The sequence below is a fragment of the Pseudomonas sp. AF32 genome (assembly GCF_022342325.2).
In the GTDB taxonomy this organism is placed as follows: domain Bacteria; phylum Pseudomonadota; class Gammaproteobacteria; order Pseudomonadales; family Pseudomonadaceae; genus Aquipseudomonas; species Aquipseudomonas uvaldensis.
Genome location: NZ_RQJK02000003.1, coordinates 15,527 through 39,098 on the forward strand (window position 1 = coordinate 15,527; position 23,572 = coordinate 39,098).

18 protein-coding genes are annotated in these 23,572 nt (G+C 61.3%); 10 read left to right on the plus strand and 8 right to left on the minus strand.

The annotated features are described in order from the left end of the window. Positions 1-21: 21 nt before the first annotated feature. Together EGM97_RS03745 and yejK are read right to left on the minus strand one after the other, a co-directional pair. Positions 22-288 carry a hypothetical protein gene (locus tag EGM97_RS03745; protein ID WP_238960971.1) on the minus strand — a complete coding sequence of 89 codons (267 nt, stop codon included), beginning with the start codon at positions 286-288 and terminating at the stop codon, positions 22-24. Positions 289-494: 206 nt separating this feature from the next. After that, positions 495-1,499, minus strand: coding sequence for a nucleoid-associated protein YejK (yejK, locus tag EGM97_RS03750; RefSeq protein WP_238960972.1), 1,005 nt, complete (start codon positions 1,497-1,499; stop codon positions 495-497). 395 nt (positions 1,500-1,894) lie between these two features. Here yejK and EGM97_RS03755 point away from each other — a divergent pair, with 395 nt between their 5' ends. After that, positions 1,895-2,176: an HU family DNA-binding protein gene (locus EGM97_RS03755; protein ID WP_053146727.1), complete on the plus strand. Its 282-nt coding sequence runs from the start codon at positions 1,895-1,897 to the stop codon at positions 2,174-2,176. A 179-nt stretch (positions 2,177-2,355) separates the two neighbouring features. Here EGM97_RS03755 and rlmF read toward each other — a convergent pair whose 3' ends face one another. From rlmF to EGM97_RS03780, 5 genes are all read right to left on the minus strand, one after another. Beyond that, positions 2,356-3,369, minus strand: a complete 1,014-nt coding sequence (rlmF, locus tag EGM97_RS03760; RefSeq protein ID WP_238960973.1) for a 23S rRNA (adenine(1618)-N(6))-methyltransferase RlmF — start codon at positions 3,367-3,369, stop codon at positions 2,356-2,358. Between the two features lie 254 nt (positions 3,370-3,623). Next, positions 3,624-6,470, minus strand: coding sequence for a valine--tRNA ligase (locus tag EGM97_RS03765; RefSeq protein ID WP_238960974.1), 2,847 nt, complete (start codon positions 6,468-6,470; stop codon positions 3,624-3,626). Between the two features lie 142 nt (positions 6,471-6,612). Continuing rightward, a complete protein-coding gene (locus tag EGM97_RS03770; RefSeq protein WP_238960975.1) occupies positions 6,613-6,990 on the minus strand; it encodes a DNA polymerase III subunit chi in 378 nt (125 codons plus the stop codon). Between the two features lie 7 nt (positions 6,991-6,997). Next, positions 6,998-7,426: a DNA polymerase III subunit chi gene (locus EGM97_RS03775; RefSeq protein WP_238960976.1), complete on the minus strand. Its 429-nt coding sequence runs from the start codon at positions 7,424-7,426 to the stop codon at positions 6,998-7,000. 57 nt (positions 7,427-7,483) lie between these two features. Continuing rightward, complete coding sequence (locus tag EGM97_RS03780; RefSeq protein WP_238960977.1) at positions 7,484-8,974, minus strand: leucyl aminopeptidase; 1,491 nt, start codon at positions 8,972-8,974, stop codon at positions 7,484-7,486. Positions 8,975-9,270: 296 nt separating this feature from the next. Between EGM97_RS03780 and lptF the strand changes: the two genes are divergently transcribed. From lptF to pdxJ, 8 genes are all read left to right on the plus strand, one after another. Then, on the plus strand, positions 9,271-10,392 hold the full coding sequence (gene lptF, locus EGM97_RS03785; protein ID WP_238960978.1) for an LPS export ABC transporter permease LptF: 1,122 nt from the start codon (positions 9,271-9,273) through the stop codon (positions 10,390-10,392). Then, positions 10,385-11,446, plus strand: coding sequence for an LPS export ABC transporter permease LptG (gene lptG, locus EGM97_RS03790; protein WP_238960979.1), 1,062 nt, complete (start codon positions 10,385-10,387; stop codon positions 11,444-11,446). The genes lptF and lptG overlap by 8 nt, the downstream gene beginning before the upstream one ends. 225 nt (positions 11,447-11,671) lie before the next feature. Then, positions 11,672-13,471: a translation elongation factor 4 gene (lepA, locus tag EGM97_RS03795; RefSeq protein WP_053146744.1), complete on the plus strand. Its 1,800-nt coding sequence runs from the start codon at positions 11,672-11,674 to the stop codon at positions 13,469-13,471. 5 nt (positions 13,472-13,476) lie between these two features. Then, positions 13,477-14,331 carry a signal peptidase I gene (gene lepB, locus EGM97_RS03800; protein WP_232776450.1) on the plus strand — a complete coding sequence of 285 codons (855 nt, stop codon included), beginning with the start codon at positions 13,477-13,479 and terminating at the stop codon, positions 14,329-14,331. Between the two features lie 168 nt (positions 14,332-14,499). Next, on the plus strand, positions 14,500-15,189 hold the full coding sequence (gene rnc / locus EGM97_RS03805) for a ribonuclease III (RefSeq protein WP_053146749.1): 690 nt from the start codon (positions 14,500-14,502) through the stop codon (positions 15,187-15,189). Further along, positions 15,182-16,084: a GTPase Era gene (gene era, locus EGM97_RS03810; protein ID WP_238960980.1), complete on the plus strand. Its 903-nt coding sequence runs from the start codon at positions 15,182-15,184 to the stop codon at positions 16,082-16,084. Before rnc ends, era begins: the two co-directional genes overlap by 8 nt. Positions 16,085-16,250: 166 nt before the next feature. Continuing rightward, entirely contained in the window at positions 16,251-16,940 is a 690-nt protein-coding gene (gene recO / locus EGM97_RS03815) for a DNA repair protein RecO (protein WP_238960981.1), read from the plus strand. Positions 16,941-16,949: 9 nt separating this feature from the next. Further along, on the plus strand, positions 16,950-17,735 hold the full coding sequence (pdxJ, locus tag EGM97_RS03820) for a pyridoxine 5'-phosphate synthase (protein WP_275300505.1): 786 nt from the start codon (positions 16,950-16,952) through the stop codon (positions 17,733-17,735). A 200-nt stretch (positions 17,736-17,935) separates the two neighbouring features. Here pdxJ and mltF read toward each other — a convergent pair whose 3' ends face one another. Beyond that, the gene (mltF, locus tag EGM97_RS03825; RefSeq protein WP_238960982.1) at positions 17,936-19,396 is read right to left on the minus strand and encodes a membrane-bound lytic murein transglycosylase MltF; all 1,461 of its coding nucleotides are present in this window, start codon (positions 19,394-19,396) and stop codon (positions 17,936-17,938) included. Positions 19,397-19,673: 277 nt separating this feature from the next. Here mltF and purL point away from each other — a divergent pair, with 277 nt between their 5' ends. Further along, positions 19,674-23,570, plus strand: coding sequence for a phosphoribosylformylglycinamidine synthase (gene purL / locus EGM97_RS03830; RefSeq protein WP_238960983.1), 3,897 nt, complete (start codon positions 19,674-19,676; stop codon positions 23,568-23,570). Positions 23,571-23,572: the final 2 nt, after the last annotated feature.

Genomic DNA, 23,572 nt, shown 5'->3' on the forward strand with positions numbered 1-23,572 from the left:
TTAAACGAGGGTAGCTGTCCGTTAAAGATTGCAAAGAATCAAGTTTTGCTGGGCGTTATAAAAACTTTCTTTCTGGAAGCTGGCTTTGGCTTGTGCCAGCGCGTCGGTGGTGCTGGTTGCGTTGACGGTGATGCTTTTCATGCGAACGTTGTTCGGCAAAGAATAGTAGTCACACGTGTAGGACGCGGCAGAGGCGAAACCGGCATAGGTCCCAATGAATAAAAGTACCAAGCCTAGGCCGGTGATTTTGATAAACCGGTAAGTGGGGCAGTGGTATGCAGCGTTCATGTCCATAAGCTCCATCTGAGTTCTGTCTGGCACAGGACGGCCTCGGCAATGCTCCAGCCGAGGCGCTATCAATAGAGGAATGGATTTCCTATAGCGGTCGCTACTGTCGAAGTTGACAGTTCTGACCGGTGGTCAAAAAACGGTGGGAGCAAAGCTTGCTTTCACCTTTTTTGGCTTGGTTGACTGGTATCAGGCCGTCCGGTTCATCAATTTCGCCGTTTCAACTGATCCGTTAACGACGTCGGCAGCCCCTTGATGATCAATGTGCCGGCTTCTTCGTCATATTCGATCTTGGAACCCAGCAGGTGCGCTTCGAAGCTGATGGACAAGCCCTCGGCACGACCGGTGAAGCGGCGGAACTGGTTGAGGGTGCGTTTATCCGCCGGGATCTCGGGCGACAGGCCGTAGTCCTTGTTGCGGATATGATCGTAGAACGCTTTCGGACGGTCTTCGTCGATCAGCCCGGAGAGTTCTTCCAGGCCCACCGGCTCGCCGAGCTTGGCCTGGCTGCTGGCGTAATCCACCAGGGCCTTGGTCTTTTCCCGGGCGTCGTCTTCAGGCAGGTCTTCGCTTTCGACGAAGTCGCTGAAGGCCTTGAGTAACGTGCGAGTCTCGCCGGGGCCGTCGACGCCTTCCTGGCAGCCGATGAAGTCGCGGAAGTACTCCGAAACCTTCTTGCCGTTCTTGCCCTTGATGAAGGAAATGTACTGCCTGGATTGCTTATTGTTCTGCCACTCCGACACGTTGATCCGCGCCGCCAGGTGCAACTGGCCCAGGTCCAGGTGACGGGACGGGGTGACGTCCAGTTCATCGGTCACCGCCACGCCTTCGCTGTGGTGCAGCAGGGCGATCGCCAGGTAGTCGGTCATACCCTGTTGATAATGGGCGAACAACACGTGGCCGCCCACTGACAGGTTGGACTCTTCCATCAGCTTCTGCAGGTGTTCCACCGCCACGCGGCTGAACGCCGTGAAATCCTTGCCACCGTCCAGGTACTCCTTCAGCCAGCCGCTGAACGGATGCGCCCCGGACTCGGCATGGAAAAAACCCCAGGCCTTGCCTTGCTTGGCGTTGTAGCTCTCGTTGAGGTCGGCAAGCATGTTCTCGATGGCCGTGGACCCTGCCAGCTCGGAGTCTCGGGCGTGGAGTACTGCGGGGGTGCCGTCGGGTTTTTTGTCGATCAGGTGGACGATGCAATGGCGGATCGGCATGGGCTTCTCGGCTGTTGAAAAGAGAGGAGGGCGTGCTCCCCGAAAAAGCCGCAGTGTACCGCAATCGCTGGTTTTGGCGCGCCGCGAAGGGACTTTCGGACCCATCCGACACGCCATATGCATTTTTTTACCGATTTAGCGCAATAAAGCTGACCAAATGGGTAGCTAAGGGCGGATATTTCACAGGCGTTGTGCTAGTTTTGCCCGGTCTTACGCGAAGGCACAGCGTAAAGCGTGCATTCAGCATGTGTCAGGTCGAACCAAACCCGGATTTTGGCATCTATTACCCCGACCCGTCGTGGTGATGACCGAGGGCGCCTGATCCGAGGAATCGGGCTCGATGGCTGACATTGCACACTGCAATCCATATGAATTTGATAGGGAAGGAACACTACATGGCTCTTACTAAAGACCAACTGATCAATGATATCGCCGAAAGCTCCGGCGCATCGAAAGCCGTTGCGCGTAACGCCCTGGAGCAGCTGAGCCAAATCGTTGCTGATCAGCTGGAAAATGGCAGTGAAATCACCTTGCCAGGCATCGGCAAGCTGAAAGTCACCGAGCGTCCTGCCCGTACCGGCCGCAACCCTTCGACTGGCGCTGCCATCGAAATCGCAGCCAAGAAAGTGGTCAAGTTCGTTCCAGCCAAAGCGCTGAACGACAGCATCAACAAGTAAGACCTCGTTTCAAAGAAAACCGTGCTGCGGAGCGATCCGAGCACGGTTTTTTATTGCCTTGCAAAAGCTGGTCGGCCTGACATGACCCCCTGTGGGAGCGAGCCTGCTCGCGATGACGGCGGTACATTCAACATTGATACCGGCTGGCCCACAGCGGGCATCGTTTTAGATCAGGGTCGTCATTGCTTGCTGATCCAACGCACCTGCCGCCAGGCTTGCTGCTGCGCCTCGGTGTGGAACGTCCAGGCCACGAAGCGGCTTTGCTTCTGCCCCTGGGACATCTCCACCACCTGACTGTGTTGCGCGCCGGCTTTTTTCAGGGCCGCCTGGATCGCCGGCAGGTTCGACGCCTTCGACACCAGTGTGCTGAACCACAGCACCTGTCGGGCGACCTGTGCGCTCTCGGCGATCAATTGCGTCACGAAGCGGGCTTCCCCGCCCTCGCACCACAGCTCGGCCGCCTGACCGCCGAAGTTCAGCACCGGCAGCTTGCGTTTCGGATCGGCCTTGCCCAAGGCGCGCCATTTACGCTGGCTGCCCTTGGTAGCTTCCTCCAGAGACGCGTGGAAGGGTGGATTGCACATCGTCAGGTCGAACCGCTCGGTTTCGTCCAGCAGCCCCAACAGGATTTGCTTGCGATCGGCCTGCTGGCGCAGTTGGATAGCCTTGTTCAACCCATTTGATTGGACGATCGCCTTGGCCGAGGCGATGGCTGTCGGATCGATGTCCGAACCCAGAAAATGCCAGCGGTAATCGCTGTAGCCAATCAGCGGATATACGCAGTTGGCGCCGGTGCCGATGTCCAACACCTTCACTGCCGCACCCCGCGGAATCTCCCCCTCGTTGTGGCTGGCGAGCAGGTCGGCAAGGAAATGCACATAGTCTGCGCGGCCAGGTACGGGAGGGCACAGGTAGTCGGTTGGAATGTCCCAATGGGCGATGCCATAGAAGGACTTGAGTAGCGCTCGGTTGAACACACGCACCGCCTCGGGGCTGGCGAAGTCGATGCTTTCCTTGCCATACGGGTTGATGATCACGAACTTGGCCAGTTCCGGCGTGCTCTTGATCAGTGCCGGGAAATCATAGCGACCCTGGTGGCGGTTGCGTGGGTGCAGGCTGGCCTTTTCACGCGCAGCTGCGGGGGCGGGAGCGGGCTTCTTGCGTGCAGGTTTGGGTGTGCGGGGGGCGGTCATGGGCGGGTCGATTCGGGAGGGTTCAAAAAGTGGCGGGTATTGTCCCATATCCGGCCCGGTCTTGATGACCGCAGTTCAAATGTGGGAGCGAGCTTGCTCGCGATGGCGGCGACACATCCAGCATTGATGCAAGCTGACCCAGCGCTATCGCGAGCAAGCTCGCTCCCACAGGGGCTCAACATGAGTATAAGAAAGTGCGCCAGGCAGAAAAAAAGAGGCCACCAGGGCCTCCTTCCTTCAACGACGAGCCGCCCTTACAAACTGGAGATCCGCGCATGCTGCTCAGCCAGTTTGCCCAGGGCCTGTTCGGCCTCGGCCAGTTTGGCGCGTTCCTTCTCGATGACTTCAGCCGGCGCCTTATCGACGAAGCCGGCGTTGGACAGCTTGCCGCCCACACGCTGTACTTCGCCCTTCAAGCGCAGGATTTCCTTGTCCAGACGGGCGAGTTCCGCCGTCTTGTCGATCAGGCCGGCCATCGGTACCAGCACTTCCATTTCGCCGACCAGGGCCGTGGCGGACAGCGGGGCTTCCTCGCCCGCTGCCAGGACCGTCACCGACTCGAGCTTGGCGAGCTTCTTGAGCAGTGCTTCGTTTGCTTCCAGGCGACGCAGGTCTTCGGCGTTGGCGTTCTTGAGAAACAACGCCAGCGGCTTGCCCGGGCCGATGTTCATTTCGGCGCGGATGTTACGCAGGCCCAGCATGAAGGTCTTGAGCCATTCGATGTCGTCTTCGGCGGCCGGATCGATGCGGGTTTCATTGGCCACAGGCCAAGGTTGCAGCATGATCGTCTTGCCGTGGACACCTGCCAGCGGTGCGACACGCTGCCAGATTTCTTCGGTGATGAACGGCATGAACGGATGCGCCAGGCGCAGGGCCACTTCCAGGACCCGGACCAGGGTGCGACGGGTGCCGCGCTGGCGCTCGACCGGTGCGTTTTCGTCCCACAGTACGGGCTTGGACAGTTCCAGGTACCAGTCGCAGTACTGGTTCCAGATGAACTCGTACAGGGCTTGCGCGGCCAGATCGAAGCGGAACTGATCCAGCTGACGGGTCACTTCGGCTTCGGTGCGTTGCAGCTGGGAGATGATCCAGCGATCCGCCAGGGTCAGTTCGTAGGCTTCGCCGTTCTGACCGCAGTCTTCGCCTTTGTCCAGCACGTAGCGCGCGGCGTTCCAGATCTTGTTGCAGAAGTTGCGGTAGCCTTCGACGCGGCCCATGTCGAACTTGATGTCGCGACCGGTGGACGCCAGCGAGCAGAAGGTGAAACGCAGGGCGTCGGTGCCGTAGCTGGCGATGCCGTCGGCGAATTCTTCGCGGGTGGCCTTCTCGATCTTCTTCGCCAGTTTTGGCTGCATCAGGCCGGAGGTGCGCTTCTGCACCAGGGTTTCCAGGTCGATGCCGTCGATGATGTCCAGCGGGTCCAGGACGTTACCCTTGGACTTGGACATCTTCTGGCCTTGGCCGTCGCGCACCAGACCGTGCACGTAGACAGTTTTGAACGGTACCTGCGGCGTGCCGTCTTCGTTTTTCACCAGGTGCATGGTCAGCATGATCATCCGGGCGACCCAGAAGAAAATGATGTCGAAGCCGGTGACCAGCACGTCGGTGGAGTGGAATTTCTTCAGGAACTCGGTCTGCTGCGGCCAGCCCAGGGTCGAGAACGTCCACAGGCCCGAGCTGAACCAGGTGTCGAGTACGTCGTTGTCCTGTTGCAGTGCAATGTCAGGGCCCAGGTTGTGCTTGGCGCGCACCTCGGCTTCATCGCGGCCGACATAGACCTTGCCCGATTCGTCGTACCAGGCCGGAATGCGGTGGCCCCACCACAGCTGGCGGCTGATGCACCAATCCTGGATGTCGCGCATCCACGAGAAGTACATGTTTTCGTATTGCTTGGGCACGAACTGGATGCGGCCATCTTCCACTGCAGCAATTGCCGGCTCGGCCAAGGGCTTGGTGGATACGTACCATTGGTCGGTCAGCCACGGCTCGATGACGGTGCCGGAGCGATCGCCTTTCGGGACTTTCAGGCCGTGGTCGTCCACGCTGACCAGCAAGCCGGCGGCGTCGAACGCGGCGACGATCTGCTTGCGTGCTTCGAAGCGGTCCAGGCCGGCATATTCGGCCGGGATCTTGCCGTCGATGCTTTCGTTCAGGGTGCCGTCGAGATTGAACACCTGGGCGGCCGGCAGGACGTTGGCGTTCTTGTCGAAGATGTTCAGCAGCGGCAGGTTGTGGCGCTTGCCGACTTCGTAATCGTTGAAGTCGTGGGCCGGGGTGATCTTTACGCAGCCGGTGCCGAACTCAGGGTCGCAGTAATCGTCGGCAATGATCGGGATACGGCGACCCACCAGCGGCAGTTCGACGAACTGGCCGATCAGGGCTTTGTAGCGCTCGTCGTTCGGGTTCACCGCCACGGCCGCGTCGCCGAGCATGGTTTCCGGACGCGTGGTGGCAACGATCAGGTAATCCTTGCCTTCGGCGGTCTTGGCGCCGTCGGCCAGCGGGTACTTCAAGTTCCAGAGGAAACCTTTTTCGTCGTGGTTCTCCACTTCGAGGTCGGAAATCGCGGTGTGCAGCTTGGTGTCCCAGTTGACCAGGCGCTTGCCGCGATAAATCAACCCGTCTTCGTGCAGGCGCACGAAAGCTTCCTTCACCGCTTCCGAGAGGCCGTCGTCCATGGTGAAGCGCTCGCGGCTCCAGTCCACGGACGAGCCCAGGCGACGGATCTGACGGCTGATATTGCCGCCGGACTCGTCTTTCCATTCCCAGACTTTTTCGAGGAATTTTTCGCGGCCCAGGTCATGGCGATTCTGCCCCTGGGCTTCGAGGCGGCGTTCCACCAGCATCTGCGTGGCGATACCGGCATGGTCGGTGCCCGGCTGCCACAGGGTGTCGCGGCCCTGCATGCGGCGGAAACGGATCAGGGCGTCCATGATCGCGTTGTTGAAGCCGTGGCCCATGTGCAGACTGCCGGTGACATTCGGCGGCGGGATCATGATGGTGTAGGAATCGCCCGCGCCTTGCGGAGCGAAATAATTCTCGGACTCCCAGGTGTTGTACCAGGAAGTTTCAATGGCGTGCGGCTGGTAGGTCTTATCCATGCGCGGCGGGACCCTATTGGCATTTATTCAGGAAAAGCCGGGAAGTATAGCCCTGCGGGCAGCGGCAAGCTATAAGCTGCAAGCGGCAAGCGGCAAGCGGCAAGCGGCAAGAGGGGAAGCTGACTTTGCTTTTACTTGCAGCTTAAAGCTTGCCGCTCGTAGCTGCGGCGAGCAGCCGCTCCATCCTGGCATCCAGCCGACGCTTGATTTCGGTCTCGATATGCGGGGCGAAGTCGTCGATGACGTCTTGCATGATCAACTGCGCGGCGGCGCGCAATTCGCGGTCCAGGTGCAGCAGGGCGTCGGGGCCTTTGGGCTCGGCCCTGGGGGCGGGCTTGGGTTCGGGCTGACCGTTGATCGGCTCGAACAGCAGGGGAATCTGTTCCTCATGCACTGGCGGCTGTTCCACCGTCTCGGTCAGCAGCGGCGGCTGCAGGTTGTCGTCACCGAGCAGTTGGCGGATCGACTCTAGGTCATCCAACAGGTGCGGAGGCTTTTGCGGTGTCTTTGGAGTATCCATCGTAGGCTCAGAGTCGCTGTAAACGGTGGTCTTGCAGAGGATAGCCCTGTTCGCGGTAGAAACGGAAACTCTCCCGCGCGGCCTGGCGGATGGTCGGGTCTTCCACCACCACTTCCGCCACGCGGGCGAAGCGCTGAGCGAAGGCCGGTACTTTCAGGTCAAGGTTGACCAGCAGGTCCTGGTGCTGGCCGCAGTCGTCTCCCAGCCCCAACACGATCAGCCCGCCGGGTTCGTCTTCAGCGAGCCCGTGGGGAACGAAGCTTTCGCCCTTGAAAGACCACAGACGTGCGTCCAGTGCCTCGCGCTGGGTGGCATCGCTACAGTGCAAGTAGATGCGATGGCCCATGCGCCAGGCCTTTTCGGTGAGCTTGCAGGCAAAGTCCAGCCGAGCCGCCGGGTCGGCGCTGGGCAGGATATAGAAGTCGACTTTGGTCATTGCGGTTCCCGAGCCGCCGGGGACGCCGCCCGAAGGCGACGCCGGCGGTCATTGGTGTCAGGCCTTGGCGCGGTCCAGCAGGTACTGGGTCAACAGGGGGACCGGACGACCGGTGGCACCCTTGTCCTTGCCGCCACTGGTCCATGCCGTACCGGCGATGTCCAGGTGCGCCCAGTTCAGGTTCTTGGTGAAGCGCGACAGGAAGCAGGCAGCCGTGATGGTCCCGGCTTTCGGGCCACCGATGTTGGCGATGTCGGCGAATGGGCTGTCCAGCTGTTCCTGGTACTCGTCGAACAGCGGCAATTGCCAGGCGCGGTCATCGGCTTGCTGGCCGGCGCTGAGCAGTTGGCCGATCAGTTCGTCGTTGTTGCCCAGCAGGCCGGAGGTGTGGGCACCGAGGGCTACCACGCAGGCACCGGTCAAGGTCGCGATGTCGATCACCGCTTGCGGCTTGAAACGCTCGGAGTAGGTGAGGGCGTCGCACAGCACCAGGCGGCCTTCGGCGTCGGTGTTGAGGATCTCGACGGTCTGGCCGCTCATGGTGGTCACAATGTCGCCCGGGCGGGAAGCCGTGCCGCTGGGCATGTTCTCGGCGCAGGCCAGGATACCCACCACGTTGATCGGCAATTGCAGTTCGAGCACGGCACGCAGGGTACCCAGCACGCTGGCGGCGCCGCCCATGTCGTATTTCATTTCATCCATGCCGGCGCCGGGCTTGAGGCTGATGCCACCGGTGTCGAAGGTAATGCCCTTGCCGACCAGCACATACGGCTTCTCGGATTTCTTGCCGCCGTTGTATTGCATGACGATCAGGCGCGGCGGCTGGGCGCTGCCCTGGCCCACGGCATAGAACGAGCCCATGCCGAGGTCCTTGATTTTCTTCTCGTCGAAGACTTCGACTTTCAGGCTTTTGAACGTTTTGCCCAAGGCCTTGGCCTGCTCACCCATGAAGGTCGGATGGCAGATGTTCGGTGGCAGGTTGCCCAGGTCGCGGGTGAATGCCATGCCATTGGCGATTGCGGTGGCGTGGGTCACTGCACGCTGGACTTCGGCCTGTGCGGCCTTGATGGTCAGCAGGGTGATTTTCTTCAGGGCGCGGGGTTCGGCTTTCTGGCTCTTGAAGCGGTCGAACTGGTATTCGCCGTCCAGCAGGGTTTCGGCCAGCAGCCGGGTCTTGCCATAGCTGTCGCGACCCTTGACCACCAGCTCATCCAGCGCCAGGGCGGCGTCGCCACCGCCCAGGCTCTTGAGGGTACCCAGCACGCCGGCAATGATTTTGCGCAATGGCCGGTCGCCCAGCTCCGCCTCCTTGCCTACGCCCACCAGCAGCACACGCTCGGCCTTGAGGTTAGGCAGGTTGTGCAGCAACAGGCTCTGGCCGACCTTGCCCGCGAGGTCGCCGCGCTTGAGCACGGCACTGATGGCGCCGCCACACAGGGCGTCGAGCTGGGTGGCAACGGCACCGAGCTTGCGCTCCTCACCGACGGCGACTACCAGCGTGGCGGTTTTCAACGTTTCTGGGCTGACGCTTTTTACAACCAGTTCCATGTCCGGATCCCTGAGTGAATGGTCAAGATGCCCGGCGCCGAGACAGTGGCGCGCAGAGCGAGCTTTTCTTCTAATAGGAAGACGCCGGACTCGCCGGCGACAAACGCCGCAGTTTGAACCCCCACGCCCGAGGCTGACAACCCTCGTCGGCCCTGACTTTACGGCTTTGAGCGCCGGTTTAAAGCGTGTGCAGTGACAGGCGCCTCCAATCACAGGATAATGCGGCTCTTTTTTCGGCGGCTTGCCGATAGGTTTGCTTGTTTGGCCCCTAGCCTGACAACCCTGGAGTGTCTGGTTTGATCGTCTTCCGTTATCTGTCCCGTGAAGTCCTGCTGACCCTGAGCGCGGTCAGCGCCGTGCTGCTGGTCATCATCATGAGCGGGCGCTTCATCAAGTATCTCGCCCAGGCCGCTTCCGGCGCCCTGGATCCAGGTTCCCTGTTCCTGATCATGGGCTTCCGCCTGCCGGGCTTTTTGCAATTGATCCTGCCGCTGGGGCTTTTCCTGGGGATCCTGCTGGCCTACGGTCGCCTGTACCTGGACAGCGAAATGACCGTGCTGTCGGCCACGGGCATGAGCCAGCAACGCCTGTTTCGCATCACTTTGTTCCCGGCAGCGCTGGTGGCGCTGCTGGTGGCCTGGCTGAGCCTGAGTCTGGCACCCCAGGGGGCCAACCAGTTCCAGTTGCTGATCAATCAACAGGACGCCCTGACCGAGTTCGATACCCTGGTGCCAGGGCGTTTCCAGGCCCTGCGCGACGGTACCCGTGTTACCTACACCGAACAGCTTTCCGATGACCGGGTCAACCTGGCCGGCGTCTTCATTACACAAAAGAACCTGTCTTCGGACACCAAGAAAGATCGCGGCATTTCCGTACTGGTGGCCGAGAAGGGGCGCCAGGAAATCAGGCCCGACGGCAACCGTTACCTGATTCTGGAGAACGGCTACCGCTACGATGGCAAGCCGGGGCAGGCCGATTACCGGGCCATCCAGTACGACACCTATGGCGTGCTGCTGCCCAAACCCGAGGTCAGCGAGGAGGTCACCGACCGTGACGCCATGCCGACCGCCAGCCTTCTGGGGAGCAACGACATCCGCGCCCGCACCGAGCTGCAATGGCGCCTGTCGCTGCCATTGCTGGTGTTTATCGTGACCCTCATGGCGGTTCCGCTGGCTCGGGTCAACCCGCGCCAGGGCCGTTTCCTCAAGTTGTTGCCGGCGATTCTTCTTTATATGGCTTACCTGACCATTTTGATTTCCGCCCGCAGCGCCCTGGAAAAAGGCAAGATCCCGCCGGCGCTGGGCCTGTGGTGGGTGCATTCGATTTTCCTGGTGATCGGCCTGGGGCTGCTCTACTGGGAGCCACTGCGCCTGAAGCTGCTCAGTCGCCGCAGCGCGCTGGAGGTGGCCCGTGGTTAAGCTCGACCGCTATATCGGCAGCAGCGTGTTCATGGCGATCCTCGCCGTGCTGGGGATTATCCTGGGGCTGGCGACCTTGTTTGCCTTCATCGATGAAATGAGCGATGTCAGCGATACCTACACCCTGGCTGACGTGGCCAGTTATGTGCTGCTGACCGCCCCGCGGCGTCTGTACGACATGCTGCCGATGGCAGCGTTGATCGGCTGTCTGATCGGTCTGGGCAGCCTGGCCAGCAACAGCGAGCTGACCATCATGCGCGCCGCTGGCGTGTCCATCGGTCGGATCGTCTGGGCGGTCATGAAGCCGATGCTGATTCTGATGCTGGTAGGGGTCCTGATTGGCGAGTACATCGCTCCGGCTACCGAGAACACTGCCCAGGCCAACCGTTCCCTGGCTCAGGGTGGCGGCGATGCACAGAGCGCCAAGCACGGTCTTTGGCACCGCCAGGGCGACGAATTCATCCACATCAACTCGGTCCAGCCCAACGGCATCCTGTACGGTGTCACCCGTTATCGCTTCGACGATCAGCGACACATGCTGTCGTCGAGCTTCGCCAAGCGGGCCACTTTCGTCGAGGATCACTGGCAACTGAGCGGTGTCACCACCACCTTGTTCCATGACAAGCGTACCGAGGTGGTCGCAGTTCCCGAGGAACGCTGGGATGTGGCGCTCAGTCCACAGTTGCTCAGCACCGTGGTGATGGCGCCGGAGTCCCTGTCGATTACCGGTTTGTGGGGGTACATCCACTACCTGGCCGACCAGGGATTGAACAATGGCCGCTACTGGCTGGCGTTTTGGGTCAAGGTGTTGCAACCGCTGGTCACTGCTGCCCTGGTGCTGATGGCGATTTCGTTCATCTTCGGCCCGCTGCGTTCGGTGACCCTCGGACAGCGGGTGTTCACCGGTGTGCTGGTGGGTTTCACCTTCCGTATTGCCCAGGATCTGTTGGGCCCATCGAGCCTGGTGTTCGGTTTTCCGCCCCTGTTGGCAGTGCTGGTGCCGGCCGGTGTCTGTGCGTTGGCGGGGCTGTGGTTGCTGCGCCGGGCGGGTTGATCCCCTTTTCTGTGGCGAGCAGGCTTGTGGCGAGGGGATTTATCCCCGTTGGACTGCGCAGCGGTCCCAAGCCTCCTCTCTGGCACATCGCCATGGCTGATCGGTCGAGGGCTGCTTCGCAGCCCAGCGGTAATAAATCCCCTCGCCACAATGGCGGCTGTATCAGGTACAATTCCCGGCTATTTTTCGGCGGGCCCTGCCTGCAGCCTTTTTGAGTGTTGATCCGTGAGTGATTTGAGTCATATCCGCAATTTCTCCATCATCGCCCACATTGACCATGGCAAGTCGACGCTGGCTGATCGTTTCATCCAGATGTGCGGCGGCCTGACCGAGCGCGAAATGGAAGCCCAGGTCCTGGACTCCATGGACCTTGAGCGTGAGCGCGGGATTACCATCAAGGCCCACAGCGTCACCCTCTATTACAAGGCCAAAGACGGCAATACCTATCAGCTGAACTTCATTGATACCCCCGGCCACGTCGACTTCACCTATGAAGTCAGCCGGTCGCTGGCGGCCTGTGAAGGTGCGCTGCTGGTGGTCGATGCCGGCCAGGGCGTCGAGGCCCAGTCGGTTGCCAACTGTTACACCGCCATCGAACAGGGCCTGGAAGTCATGCCGGTCCTGAACAAGATCGACCTGCCCCAGGCCGAGCCTGAGCGTGTCAAGGAAGAGATCGAGAAAATCATCGGGATCGACGCCACCGACGCAGTCACTTGCAGCGCCAAGACCGGCCTGGGCGTGGACGAAGTGCTCGAGCGCCTGGTGAGCACCATTCCCGCGCCGACCGGCAACATCGAAGATCCGCTGCAGGCGTTGATCATCGATTCCTGGTTCGACAACTACCTGGGCGTTGTTTCCCTGGTTCGCGTGCGCCATGGCCGCGTGAAGAAGGGCGACAAGATCCTGGTCAAGTCCACCGGCAAGGTCCACCTGGTGGACAGCGTCGGTGTCTTCAACCCGAAACACACCGCCACCGCCGACCTCAAGGCCGGTGAAGTGGGCTTCATCATCGCCGGCATCAAGGACATCCACGGGGCGCCGGTGGGCGATACCCTGACCTTGAGTTCCACGCCCGATGTCGACGTGCTGCCCGGTTTCAAGCGGATCCAGCCCCAGGTCTATGCCGGCCTGTTCCCGGTCAGTTCCGACGACTTCGAGGACTTCCGCGAAGCCCTGCAGAAACTGACCCTCAACGACTCCTCGTTGCAGTACACCCCGGAAAGCTCCGACGCCCTGGGCTTCGGCTTCCGTTGCGGGTTCCTGGGCATGCTGCACATGGAAATCATCCAGGAGCGCCTGGAGCGCGAGTACGACCTGGACCTGATCACCACGGCCCCGACCGTAATCTTCGAGTTGTTGCTCAAGACCGGCGAAACCATTTACGTCGATAACCCGTCCAAGCTGCCGGACCTGTCGTCGATCGAAGACATGCGCGAGCCGATCGTGCGGGCCAACATCCTTGTGCCTCAAGAGCACCTGGGCAACGTCATTACGCTGTGCATCGAGAAGCGTGGCGTTCAGCACGACATGCTGTTCCTCGGTACGCAGGTCCAGGTGACCTATGACCTGCCGATGAACGAAGTGGTACTCGATTTCTTCGATCGCCTGAAATCCACCAGTCGCGGTTACGCTTCACTGGACTATCATTTCGATCGTTACCAATCGGCTAATCTGGTGAAGCTGGATGTGCTGATCAACGGCGACAAGGTCGATGCCCTGGCATTGATCGTGCACCGTGACAACGCGCATTACAAAGGTCGTGCATTGACCGAGAAGATGAAGGATCTGATTCCGCGGCAGATGTTCGACGTGGCAATCCAGGCCGCCATTGGTGGGCAGATTGTGGCGCGTACAACCGTCAAGGCGCTCAGAAAGAACGTATTGGCCAAATGCTACGGTGGCGACGTCAGCCGTAAGCGCAAGCTGTTGGAAAAGCAGAAGGCCGGTAAAAAACGCATGAAGCAGGTCGGTAACGTGGAAATTCCACAAGAAGCCTTCCTTGCGGTGCTCAGGTTGGATAGTTAGGTCCTATGTCGCTAAATTTCCCGCTGTTACTGGTTATTGCCGTGTTTGTCTGCGGCTTGTTGGCGTTGCTCGATCTGTTGTTCCTGGCGCCTCGGCGTCGGGCTGCCATCGCCTCCTATCAGGGCAGCGTCAGCCAGCCTGATGGCGTGGTGCTCGAAAAGCTCAACAAAGAGCCGCTGCTGGTCGAATACGGCAAGTCGTTTTTTCCGGTGCTGTTCATCGTGCTGGTGCTGCGCTCGTTCCTGGTGGAACCCTTCCAGATCCCATCGGGCTCGATGAAGCCGACCCTGGACGTGGGGGATTTCATCCTGGTGAACAAGTTCTCGTACGGCATCCGTCTGCCGGTGATCGACAAGAAGATTATCGAGGTCGGTGACCCGAAACGCGGCGACGTGATGGTGTTCCGCTTCCCGAGTGACCCGAACGTCAACTACATCAAGCGCGTGGTTGGCCTGCCGGGTGACAAGGTCCGCTACACCGCCGACAAGCGTCTGTTCGTTAACGGCGAGCTGGTGGCCGAGCAACTGCTTGGTTCCGAGCCGGGCACCCTGGGCAGCGCCGAGCTCTATCGGGAAAAGCTTGGCGAGGCCGAACACCTGATCCGTAAGGAAATGAGCCGCTACCGTGCCACCCCGGACCATTCGTGGACCGTGCCAGCCGGGCACTATTTCATGATGGGCGACAACCGCGACAACTCGAACGACAGTCGCTACTGGGATGATCCGAACATTCCCAAGGACATGCTGGGCATGGTCCCCGACCGGAATATCGTCGGCAAGGCCTTTGCGGTCTGGATGAGCTGGCCGGAACCCAAACTCAGCCACCTGCCGAATTTCTCGCGGGTCGGGCTGATCAAGTAAACACACACGGCGCTGTTGAACACAGCGCCGAATGCATTTCTGGAGCCTGCATAAGGCGCCAACGATCGTCAGGACGTTATTTTTGAACACAGCGTTAATTGTCCCAAGCCAGCGGTGCCTTGCCGCCATGGCGGTGGAATCCAGCCACGAACTCAGCGTGGGTAAACCGTGAGCGTTTCTCTAAGCCGCCTCGAGCGTCAGCTCGGTTACACCTTCAAGGACCAGGAACTGATGCTCCTGGCACTCACTCACCGCAGTTTTGCCGGGCGCAACAACGAGCGCCTGGAATTCCTCGGCGATGCCATCCTCAACTTTGTCGCCGGCGAAGCGCTGTTCGAGCGTTTCCCGCTGGCTCGCGAAGGCCAGTTGTCGCGTTTGCGCGCACGCTTGGTAAAAGGTGAGACCCTGGCCGTGCTGGCCCGTGGTTTCGACCTGGGTGATTACCTGCGCCTGGGCTCCGGTGAGTTGAAGAGCGGCGGTTTCCGTCGCGAGTCGATCCTGGCTGACGCGCTTGAAGCCCTGATCGGTGCCATCTACCTGGATTCGGGTATTGAAACGGCCCGTGAGCGTGTGTTGGCCTGGTTGACCTCCGAGATCGACAGCCTGACGCTGGTGGACACCAACAAGGATCCGAAGACCCGTTTGCAGGAGTTCCTGCAATCGCGCAGTTGCGAACTGCCCCGTTACGAAGTCGTGGATATCCAGGGTGAACCGCATTGCCGAACCTTCTTCGTCGAGTGCGAGGTTGTCCTGTTGAATGAAAAAAGTCGGGGCCAGGGCGTGAGCCGCCGTATTGCCGAGCAGGTAGCGGCCGCCGCAGCACTGATCGCCCTGGGCGTGGAGAATGGCAATGACTGATACAACTGTTACCCGTTGCGGCTATGTCGCCATTGTCGGTCGGCCAAACGTGGGCAAATCCACATTGCTGAACCACATCCTGGGTCAGAAACTGGCGATCACCTCGCGCAAGCCTCAGACCACCCGCCACAACATGCTGGGCATCAAGACCGAGGGCGACGTGCAGGCGATCTACGTCGACACCCCCGGCATGCACAAGGGCGGCGAAAAGGCCCTGAACCGCTACATGAACAAGACCGCTTCGGCGGCGCTGAAAGACGTCGATGTCGTGATCTTCGTGGTCGACCGCACCAAATGGACCGAAGAAGACCAGATGGTCCTCGAACGTGTCCAGTACGTGACCGGTCCGCTGATCGTGGCGCTGAACAAGACCGACCGCATCGAGGACAAGGCTGAGTTGATGCCGCACCTGACCTGGTTGCAGGAGCAGTTGCCGAACGCCCAGATCATTCCGATTTCGGCCCAGCATGGTCATAACCTCGACGCGCTGGAGCGGGTCATCGCCGAACAACTGCCGGAAAACGATCACTTCTTCCCTGAAGACCAGATTACCGACCGCAGCAGCCGTTTCCTCGCCGCCGAGCTGGTGCGCGAGAAAATCATGCGCCAGATGGGCGCCGAGCTGCCGTACCAGATCACCGTGGAAATCGAAGAGTTCAAGCAACAGGGCAAGACCCTGCACATCCATGCGCTGATCCTCGTCGAACGTGACGGCCAGAAGAAAATCATCATTGGCGACAAAGGCGAGCGCATCAAGCGCATCGGCACCGAAGCGCGCAAGGACATGGAGCTGCTGTTCGACGCCAAGGTCATGCTCAACCTGTGGGTCAAGGTGAAGGGCGGCTGGTCCGATGACGAGCGGGCGTTGCGTTCGTTGGGTTACGGCGACCTCTGATCCTCTGGATACATGAGTTCCATTGTGGGAGCGAGCCTGCTCGCGATTGCGGTCTGTCAGTCAACACCTGTGTTGAATATCAGTCCCTCATCGCGAGCAGGCTCGCTCCCACAGTGGTTTCTAGTTGTTGGTAATCCTGCGTTTCCTTATTGAGAACTGCGACCTCATGTCCCCCACCCAACCCACCGCCCAATCCGCCTACGTCCTGCACTCACGCGCCTACCGCGAAACCAGTGCCCTGGTGGATTTCCTCACCCCCCAGGGGCGGCTGCGGGCGGTGTTGCGCGGGGCACGGGGCAAGGCGGGAACCCTGGCCCGACCGTTCGTGCCGCTGGAAGTGGAATTTCGTGGTCGGGGCGAACTGAAAACCGTCGGGCGCATGGAGAGCAATGGCGTCGCGGCCTGGCTCAACGGTGAAGCGTTATTCAGCGGCCTGTACCTCAATGAACTGTTGATCCGCCTTCTGCCTCCCGAAGATCCCCATCCCACGGTGTTCGACCACTACACCGCGACGCTGCTTGCCCTGGCCGAAGGCCGTCCGCTGGAACCCTTGCTGCGCTCGTTCGAATGGCGCTTGTTGGATGACCTGGGCTATGGCTTTGCTCTGGACACCGATCTGCATGGCGAGCCCATCGTTGCGGACGGCCTGTATCGCTTGCAGGTGGACGCCGGCCTGGAGCAGGTCCATTTGCTGCAACCCGGTCTGTTCAACGGCACGGAGCTGTTGGCCATGGCGCAGGCCGACTGGAGTGCGCCGGGCGCGTTGTCAGCGGCCAAGCGCCTGATGCGCCAGGCCCTGGCGGTTCACCTGGGGGGCAAGCCTCTGGTCAGTCGCGAGCTGTTTCGCAAGCCCTGATCAACCCGTATGCTGTGGGCCGACTATCTGCCCATTCAGGAGCGCTTTTTCGTGAGCACCAGCAATCGCATTCTTCTCGGCGTGAACATTGACCATGTCGCCACCCTGCGCCAGGCCCGTGGTACCCGCTACCCGGACCCGGTCAAGGCCGCACTGGACGCCGAGGAGGCGGGCGCCGACGGCATCACTGTGCATTTGCGCGAGGATCGCCGTCACATCCAGGAGCGCGACGTGTTGCTGCTCAAGGATGTGCTGCAGACCCGCATGAATTTCGAAATGGGCGTGACCGAGGAAATGATGGCGTTTGCCGAACGCATCCGTCCGGCGCATATCTGCCTGGTACCGGAGACGCGTCAGGAGCTGACCACCGAAGGTGGCCTGGATGTGGCGGGGCAGGAGGCACGGATCAGGGCCGCGGTGGAGCGGCTGTCGAAGACCGGTGCCGAGGTGTCGCTGTTCATCGACGCCGACGAACGCCAGATTGAAGCGTCCAAGCGTGTCGGTGCCCCGGCCATCGAACTGCACACCGGTCGCTACGCCGATGCCGAGACGCCCACGGATGTAGCCGATGAGCTGCAGCGCGTGGCCGATGGCGTCACTTTCGGCCTGGCCCAGGGCCTGATCGTCAACGCCGGCCACGGCTTGCATTATCACAATGTAGAGGCCGTCGCCGCGATCAAAGGCATCAACGAACTCAACATCGGCCATGCGCTGGTGGCCCATGCGTTGTTCGTTGGGTTCAAGTCGGCGGTGGCAGAGATGAAGGCGCTGATCCTGGCGGCTGCCAGAACCTGATATCACCACAAAACCCGATATGTCTGCGATCCATGGTGGCGAGGGGATTTATCCCCGCTGGGTTGCGAAGCAGCCCTAAAACCTGGCGCCTCGGTGTGTCAGGTAGATTAGATTGAATACTTTGGGGCTGCTGTGCAGCCCAGCGGGGATGAATCCCCTCGCCACAGATTCATCACAGCATCAGGGATTGTGTGCTGCTATCAAAGCGGCGGCGTTTCCTGGTTCGGCTTGCTCTTGTCGACGCCCGGCACGTGCAGGTTGCCCTCGGCCACCTGGTTGCCTTCAAGCTGCGGCTGTGTAACCCAGGTGAGGATGTCGTAGTAGCGACGGATGTTCGCCACGAAGTGCACCGGCTCGCCGCCCCGGGCGTAGCCGTAGCGGGTCTTGCTGTACCACTGTTTCTGGGACAGGCGCGGCAGGATCTTCTTCACGTCCAGCCACTTGTTGGGATTCAGCCCTTCCTTGGCCGCCAGCTTGCGGGCATCGTCCAGGTGTCCGCTACCGACGTTATAGGCGGCGAGGGCGAACCAGGTGCGGTCCGGCTCCTGGATGCTTTCGTCCAGTTGGTCCTTCATGTAGGCCAGGTATTTGGCGCCGCCCATGATGCTCTGCTTCGGATCCAGGCGGTTGGACACGCCCATGGCCTGGGCAGTGTTCTGGGTCAGCATCATCAGGCCACGCACCCCGGTCTTGGAGGTGACCGCCGGTTGCCAGAGCGATTCCTGGTAGCCGATAGCGGCCAACAGGCGCCAATCGACCTTTTCCTGCTTGGCATAGGTCTTGAAGTGTTGTTCGTACTTGGGCAGCCGTTGCTGCAAATGCTGGGCGAAGGTAGTGGCGCCCATGTAGCCGAGGACATCGACGTGGCCGTAATAGCGATCCTTCAAGCGCTGCAAGGTGCCATTCTTCTGCACCTTGTCCAGGTAACTGTTGATTTCGTTGAGCAGGCTATTGTCTTCGCCGGGGGCCACCGCCCAGCTCTGGCTGCGAGCGTCGCCCAGATCGAAGGCCACGCGTACGTTGGGAAAGTACACCTGGTTCATCGCCACTTCGTTGGAGTCCACCAGGGTCAGGTCGATCTGGCCTTCATCGACCATGCGCAGCAGGTCGACCACCTCGACCGCGTCGGACTCTTCGTATTCGATGCCCGGGTATTGCTGTTTCAGTTGCGCCAGCTGTTCGGCGTGGGTGCTGCCCTTGAGCACCATGATCTTCTTGCCCGCCAGGCCCGCGGCGTCGGTGGGACGCGACTGGCCGTTGCGGTAGATGACCTGCGGCGTCACTTCCAGATAAGAGTGGGAAAACCGCACCTGTTTCTTGCGCGCCTCGCTGCTGACCAGGCCGGCGGCGGCCAGGACCGGGCCGTTGGGCTTGCCGATCTGGCTGAACAGGTCATCGAGGTTGTCGGCGGTCTCGATCTTCAGCTCCACCCCCAAATCGTCGGCGAAGCGCTTCACCAGCTCGTATTCGAAGCCGGTTTCACCATTGCGATCCTGGAAGTAGGTGGCAGGGCTGTTTCGGGTGATCACCCGCAGCACGCCATCCTCCTTTACGCGCTCCAGTGTGTTGGGTTTCTCAACACAACCACTGAGCACCAGGAAGAGTCCGGTTGCGATCAGCCATCTGGCGTACCGCGGACGCAAAGCCGTTGGGGAAAACATCTGCGCAGTATACGCAAACGGCCCTTGGCGCCATATCTCGACAGTGACAGGCCAGTCTGGTAGCGATTGCAAAACATGTCTGCAACTCACGCCGGCCGGGGGGCGCAGGGGATCGGAGCGATAAAAAATATATCTGCGCGCCGCCGGCAATGGCCCCATCGGCGCAAAGACCGACATCCGGCGCGCATCGGGCATTCCGTTTCGGGTGCCGTTGGCGGCGGTTTAGGCTAGAATGCACGGCCTCAAAGCACACCCCCTTCCCGAGGCTGTCCCGAAGATGTTGATCCTGCGCGGCGCTCCTGCCCTTTCTGCCTTTCGCCACAGCAAACTCCTTGAGCAACTGAGCCAGAAGGTCCCGGCTGTCAGTGGCTTGTATGCTGAGTTCGCTCACTTCGCCGAAGTCACCGGCGGTTTGACCGGCGACGAACAGCAGGTGCTCGCGCGCCTTCTGAAGTACGGTCCCAGTGTTCCCGTCCAGGAGCCGACCGGTCGTCTGTTCCTGGTCCTGCCGCGTTTCGGCACCATTTCGCCATGGTCGAGCAAGGCCAGCGACATCGCCCGCAACTGCGGCCTGTCGAAAATCCAGCGCCTGGAGCGCGGCATTGCCTTTTATGTCGCCGGTGAATTCAGCGAGGCCGAGGCCCAACTGATCGCCGACGGCCTGCATGACCGCATGACCCAGGTGGTGCTGGGCAACCTGGAACAGGCCGCCGGTCTGTTCAGCCACGCCGAACCCAAGCCCCTGACCGCCATCGACGTGCTGGGCGGCGGCCGCGCCGCGCTGGAAAAGGCCAACGTCGAGCTGGGCCTGGCCCTGGCCGAAGACGAGATCGATTACCTGGTCAATGCCTTCCAGGGCCTCAAGCGCAACCCCCACGACATCGAACTGATGATGTTCGCCCAGGCCAACTCCGAGCACTGCCGCCACAAGATCTTCAACGCCAGTTGGGACATTGACGGCCAGAGCCAGGAAAAAAGCCTGTTCGGCATGATCAAGAACACCTATCAGATGCACAACGAAGGCGTGCTGTCGGCCTATAAGGACAACGCCGCGGTCATCGTCGGCAACGTCGCCGGCCGGTTCTTCCCGAACCCCGAGACCCGCCAGTACGGTGCGGTCCAGGAGCCGGTGCACATCCTGATGAAGGTCGAGACTCACAACCACCCGACCGCGATTGCCCCGTTCCCGGGGGCGTCCACCGGTTCCGGTGGTGAGATTCGCGACGAAGGCGCCACCGGTCGCGGTGCCAAGCCCAAGGCCGGCCTGACCGGCTTCACGGTGTCGAACCTGCAGATCCCGGGCTTCGAACAGCCATGGGAAAAGCCGTACGGCAAGCCTGAGCGCATCGTCAACGCCCTGGACATCATGATCGAAGGCCCCCTGGGTGGCGCGGCGTTCAACAATGAATTCGGCCGTCCGGCCCTGACCGGCTATTTCCGGACCTTCGAACAGTCCATCAATACCCCGCGCGGTGAGGAAGTTCGTGGCTACCACAAGCCGATCATGCTCGCTGGCGGCATGGGTAACATCCGCGCCGAGCACGTGCAGAAAGGCGAGATCGTGGTCGGCTCCAAGCTGATCGTCCTCGGCGGCCCGGCGATGCTGATCGGCCTCGGTGGCGGTGCTGCGTCCTCCATGGCCACCGGCACCAGCTCGGCGGACCTGGATTTTGCCTCGGTCCAGCGGGAAAACCCGGAAATGGAACGTCGTTGCCAGGAAGTCATCGACCGTTGCTGGCAGTTGGGCGACCAGAACCCCATCAGTTTCATCCACGACGTCGGCGCGGGCGGCCTGTCCAACGCCTTCCCGGAACTGGTCAACGACGGTGGCCGTGGTGGCCGCTTCGAACTGCGCAACATTCCGAACGACGAACCGGGCATGGCCCCGCACGAAATCTGGAGCAACGAATCCCAGGAGCGTTACGTCCTGGCGGTCGGCCCGGCCGACTTCGAGCGCTTCCAGGCCATCTGCGAGCGCGAGCGTTGCCCGTTCGCCGTGGTCGGCGAAGCCACCGCCGAGCCGCAACTGACCGTCACCGACAGCCACTTCGGCAACAGCCCGGTGGACATGCCGCTGGAAGTGCTGCTGGGCAAGGCCCCGCGCATGCACCGTTCGGCCGTACGCGAAACCGAGCTGGGCGACGATTTCGATCCGTCCACCCTCGATATCGCCGACTCCATCGAGCGCGTGCTGCATCACCCGGCCGTGGCGAGCAAAAGCTTCCTCATCACCATCGGCGACCGCACCATCACCGGCCTCGTGGCCCGCGACCAGATGGTTGGCCCATGGCAAGTGCCGGTGGCCGACGTCGCCGTGACCGCCACCAGCTTCGACGTCTACACCGGTGAAGCCATGGCCATGGGCGAGCGCACGCCGCTGGCGCTGCTGGACGCCCCGGCGTCGGGCCGCATGGCGATCGGCGAGACCCTGACCAACCTCGCGGCCTCGCGCATCGGCAAGATTTCCGACATCAAACTGTCGGCCAACTGGATGTCCGCCGCCGGTCACCCCGGTGAAGACGCCCGCCTGTACGACACCGTCAAGGCCGTCGGCATGGAACTGTGCCCGGAACTGGGCATCACCATTCCGGTGGGCAAGGACTCCATGTCCATGGCCACGCGCTGGAAAGACGAGGGGCAGGACAAGAGCGTAACCTCGCCGCTGTCGTTGATTGTCACCGGTTTCGCTCCGGTCACCGACATCCGTCAGACCCTGACCCCGCAACTGCGCATGGACAAGGGCACCACCGACCTGATCCTGATCGACCTGGGCCGTGGCCAGAACCGCATGGGTGCTTCGATCCTGGCCCAGGTGCATGGCAAGCTCGGCAAGCAGGCGCCGGATGTCGACGATGCGGAAGACCTGAAGGCCTTCTTCGCCGTGATCCAGGGCCTCAATGCCGACGGCCACCTGCTGGCCTACCACGACCGTTCCGACGGTGGTTTGCTGACCACCGTGGTGGAAATGGCTTTCGCCGGTCACTGCGGTCTGAGCCTGACCCTGGACAGCGTGGCCGAGTCCGCCGCCGAAATCCCAGCCATCCTGTTCAACGAAGAGCTGGGTGCGGTGATCCAGGTTCGCCAGGACGCCACCCCGGACATCCTCGCCCAGTTCAGCGCCGCTGGCCTGGCCGATTGCGTCTCGGTGATCGGCCAGCCGATCAACAACGCCCACATCAACATTACCTTCAACGGCGATACCGTCTTCGAAGGCCAGCGCCGCCTGTTGCAGCGCCAGTGGGCTGAAACCAGCTACCAGATCCAGCGCCTGCGGGACAACGCCGAGTGCGCCGACCAGGAATTCGACGCCCTGCTGGAAGAAGACAACCCCGGCCTGAGCGCCAAGCTCAGCTACGACGTCAACCTGGACGTGGCCGCGCCCTACATTAAGAAAGGCGTTCGCCCACAAGTGGCGGTCCTGCGTGAGCAGGGCGTCAACGGTCAGGTGGAAATGGCGGCGGCGTTCGACCGCGCCGGTTTCAACGCGATCGACGTGCACATGAGCGACATCCTCGCCGGTCGTGTCGACCTGAACGACTTCAAGGGCATGGTCGCCTGCGGCGGCTTCTCCTACGGCGACGTACTGGGTGCCGGTGAAGGCTGGGCCAAGTCGGCGCTGTTCAACAGCCGCGCCCGCGATGCGTTCCAGGGCTTCTTCGAGCGCACCGACAGCTTCACCCTCGGCGTGTGCAACGGGTGCCAGATGATGTCCAACCTGCACGAACTGATCCCGGGCAGCGAGTTCTGGCCGCACTTCGTGCGTAACCGCTCCGAGCAGTTCGAAGCTCGCGTGGCGATGGTCCAGGTGCAGGAATCGAATTCGATCTTCCTGCAAGGCATGGCCGGTTCGCGCATGCCGATCGCCATCGCCCACGGCGAAGGCCACGCGGAATTCGAAAGCGAGGAAGCCCTGCTCGAAGCCGATCTGTCGGGTTGCGTGGCGCTGCGTTTCGTCGACAACCACGGCAAGGTCACCGAAACCTACCCGGCCAACCCGAACGGCTCGCCGCGCGGGATCACCGGCCTGACCAGCCGCGACGGCCGCGTCACGATCATGATGCCGCACCCGGAGCGTGTATTCCGCGCGGTGCAGAACTCGTGGCGTTCGGACGACTGGAACGAAGACGCTCCTTGGATGCGCATGTTCCGCAACGCACGCGTCTGGGTGAACTAAAG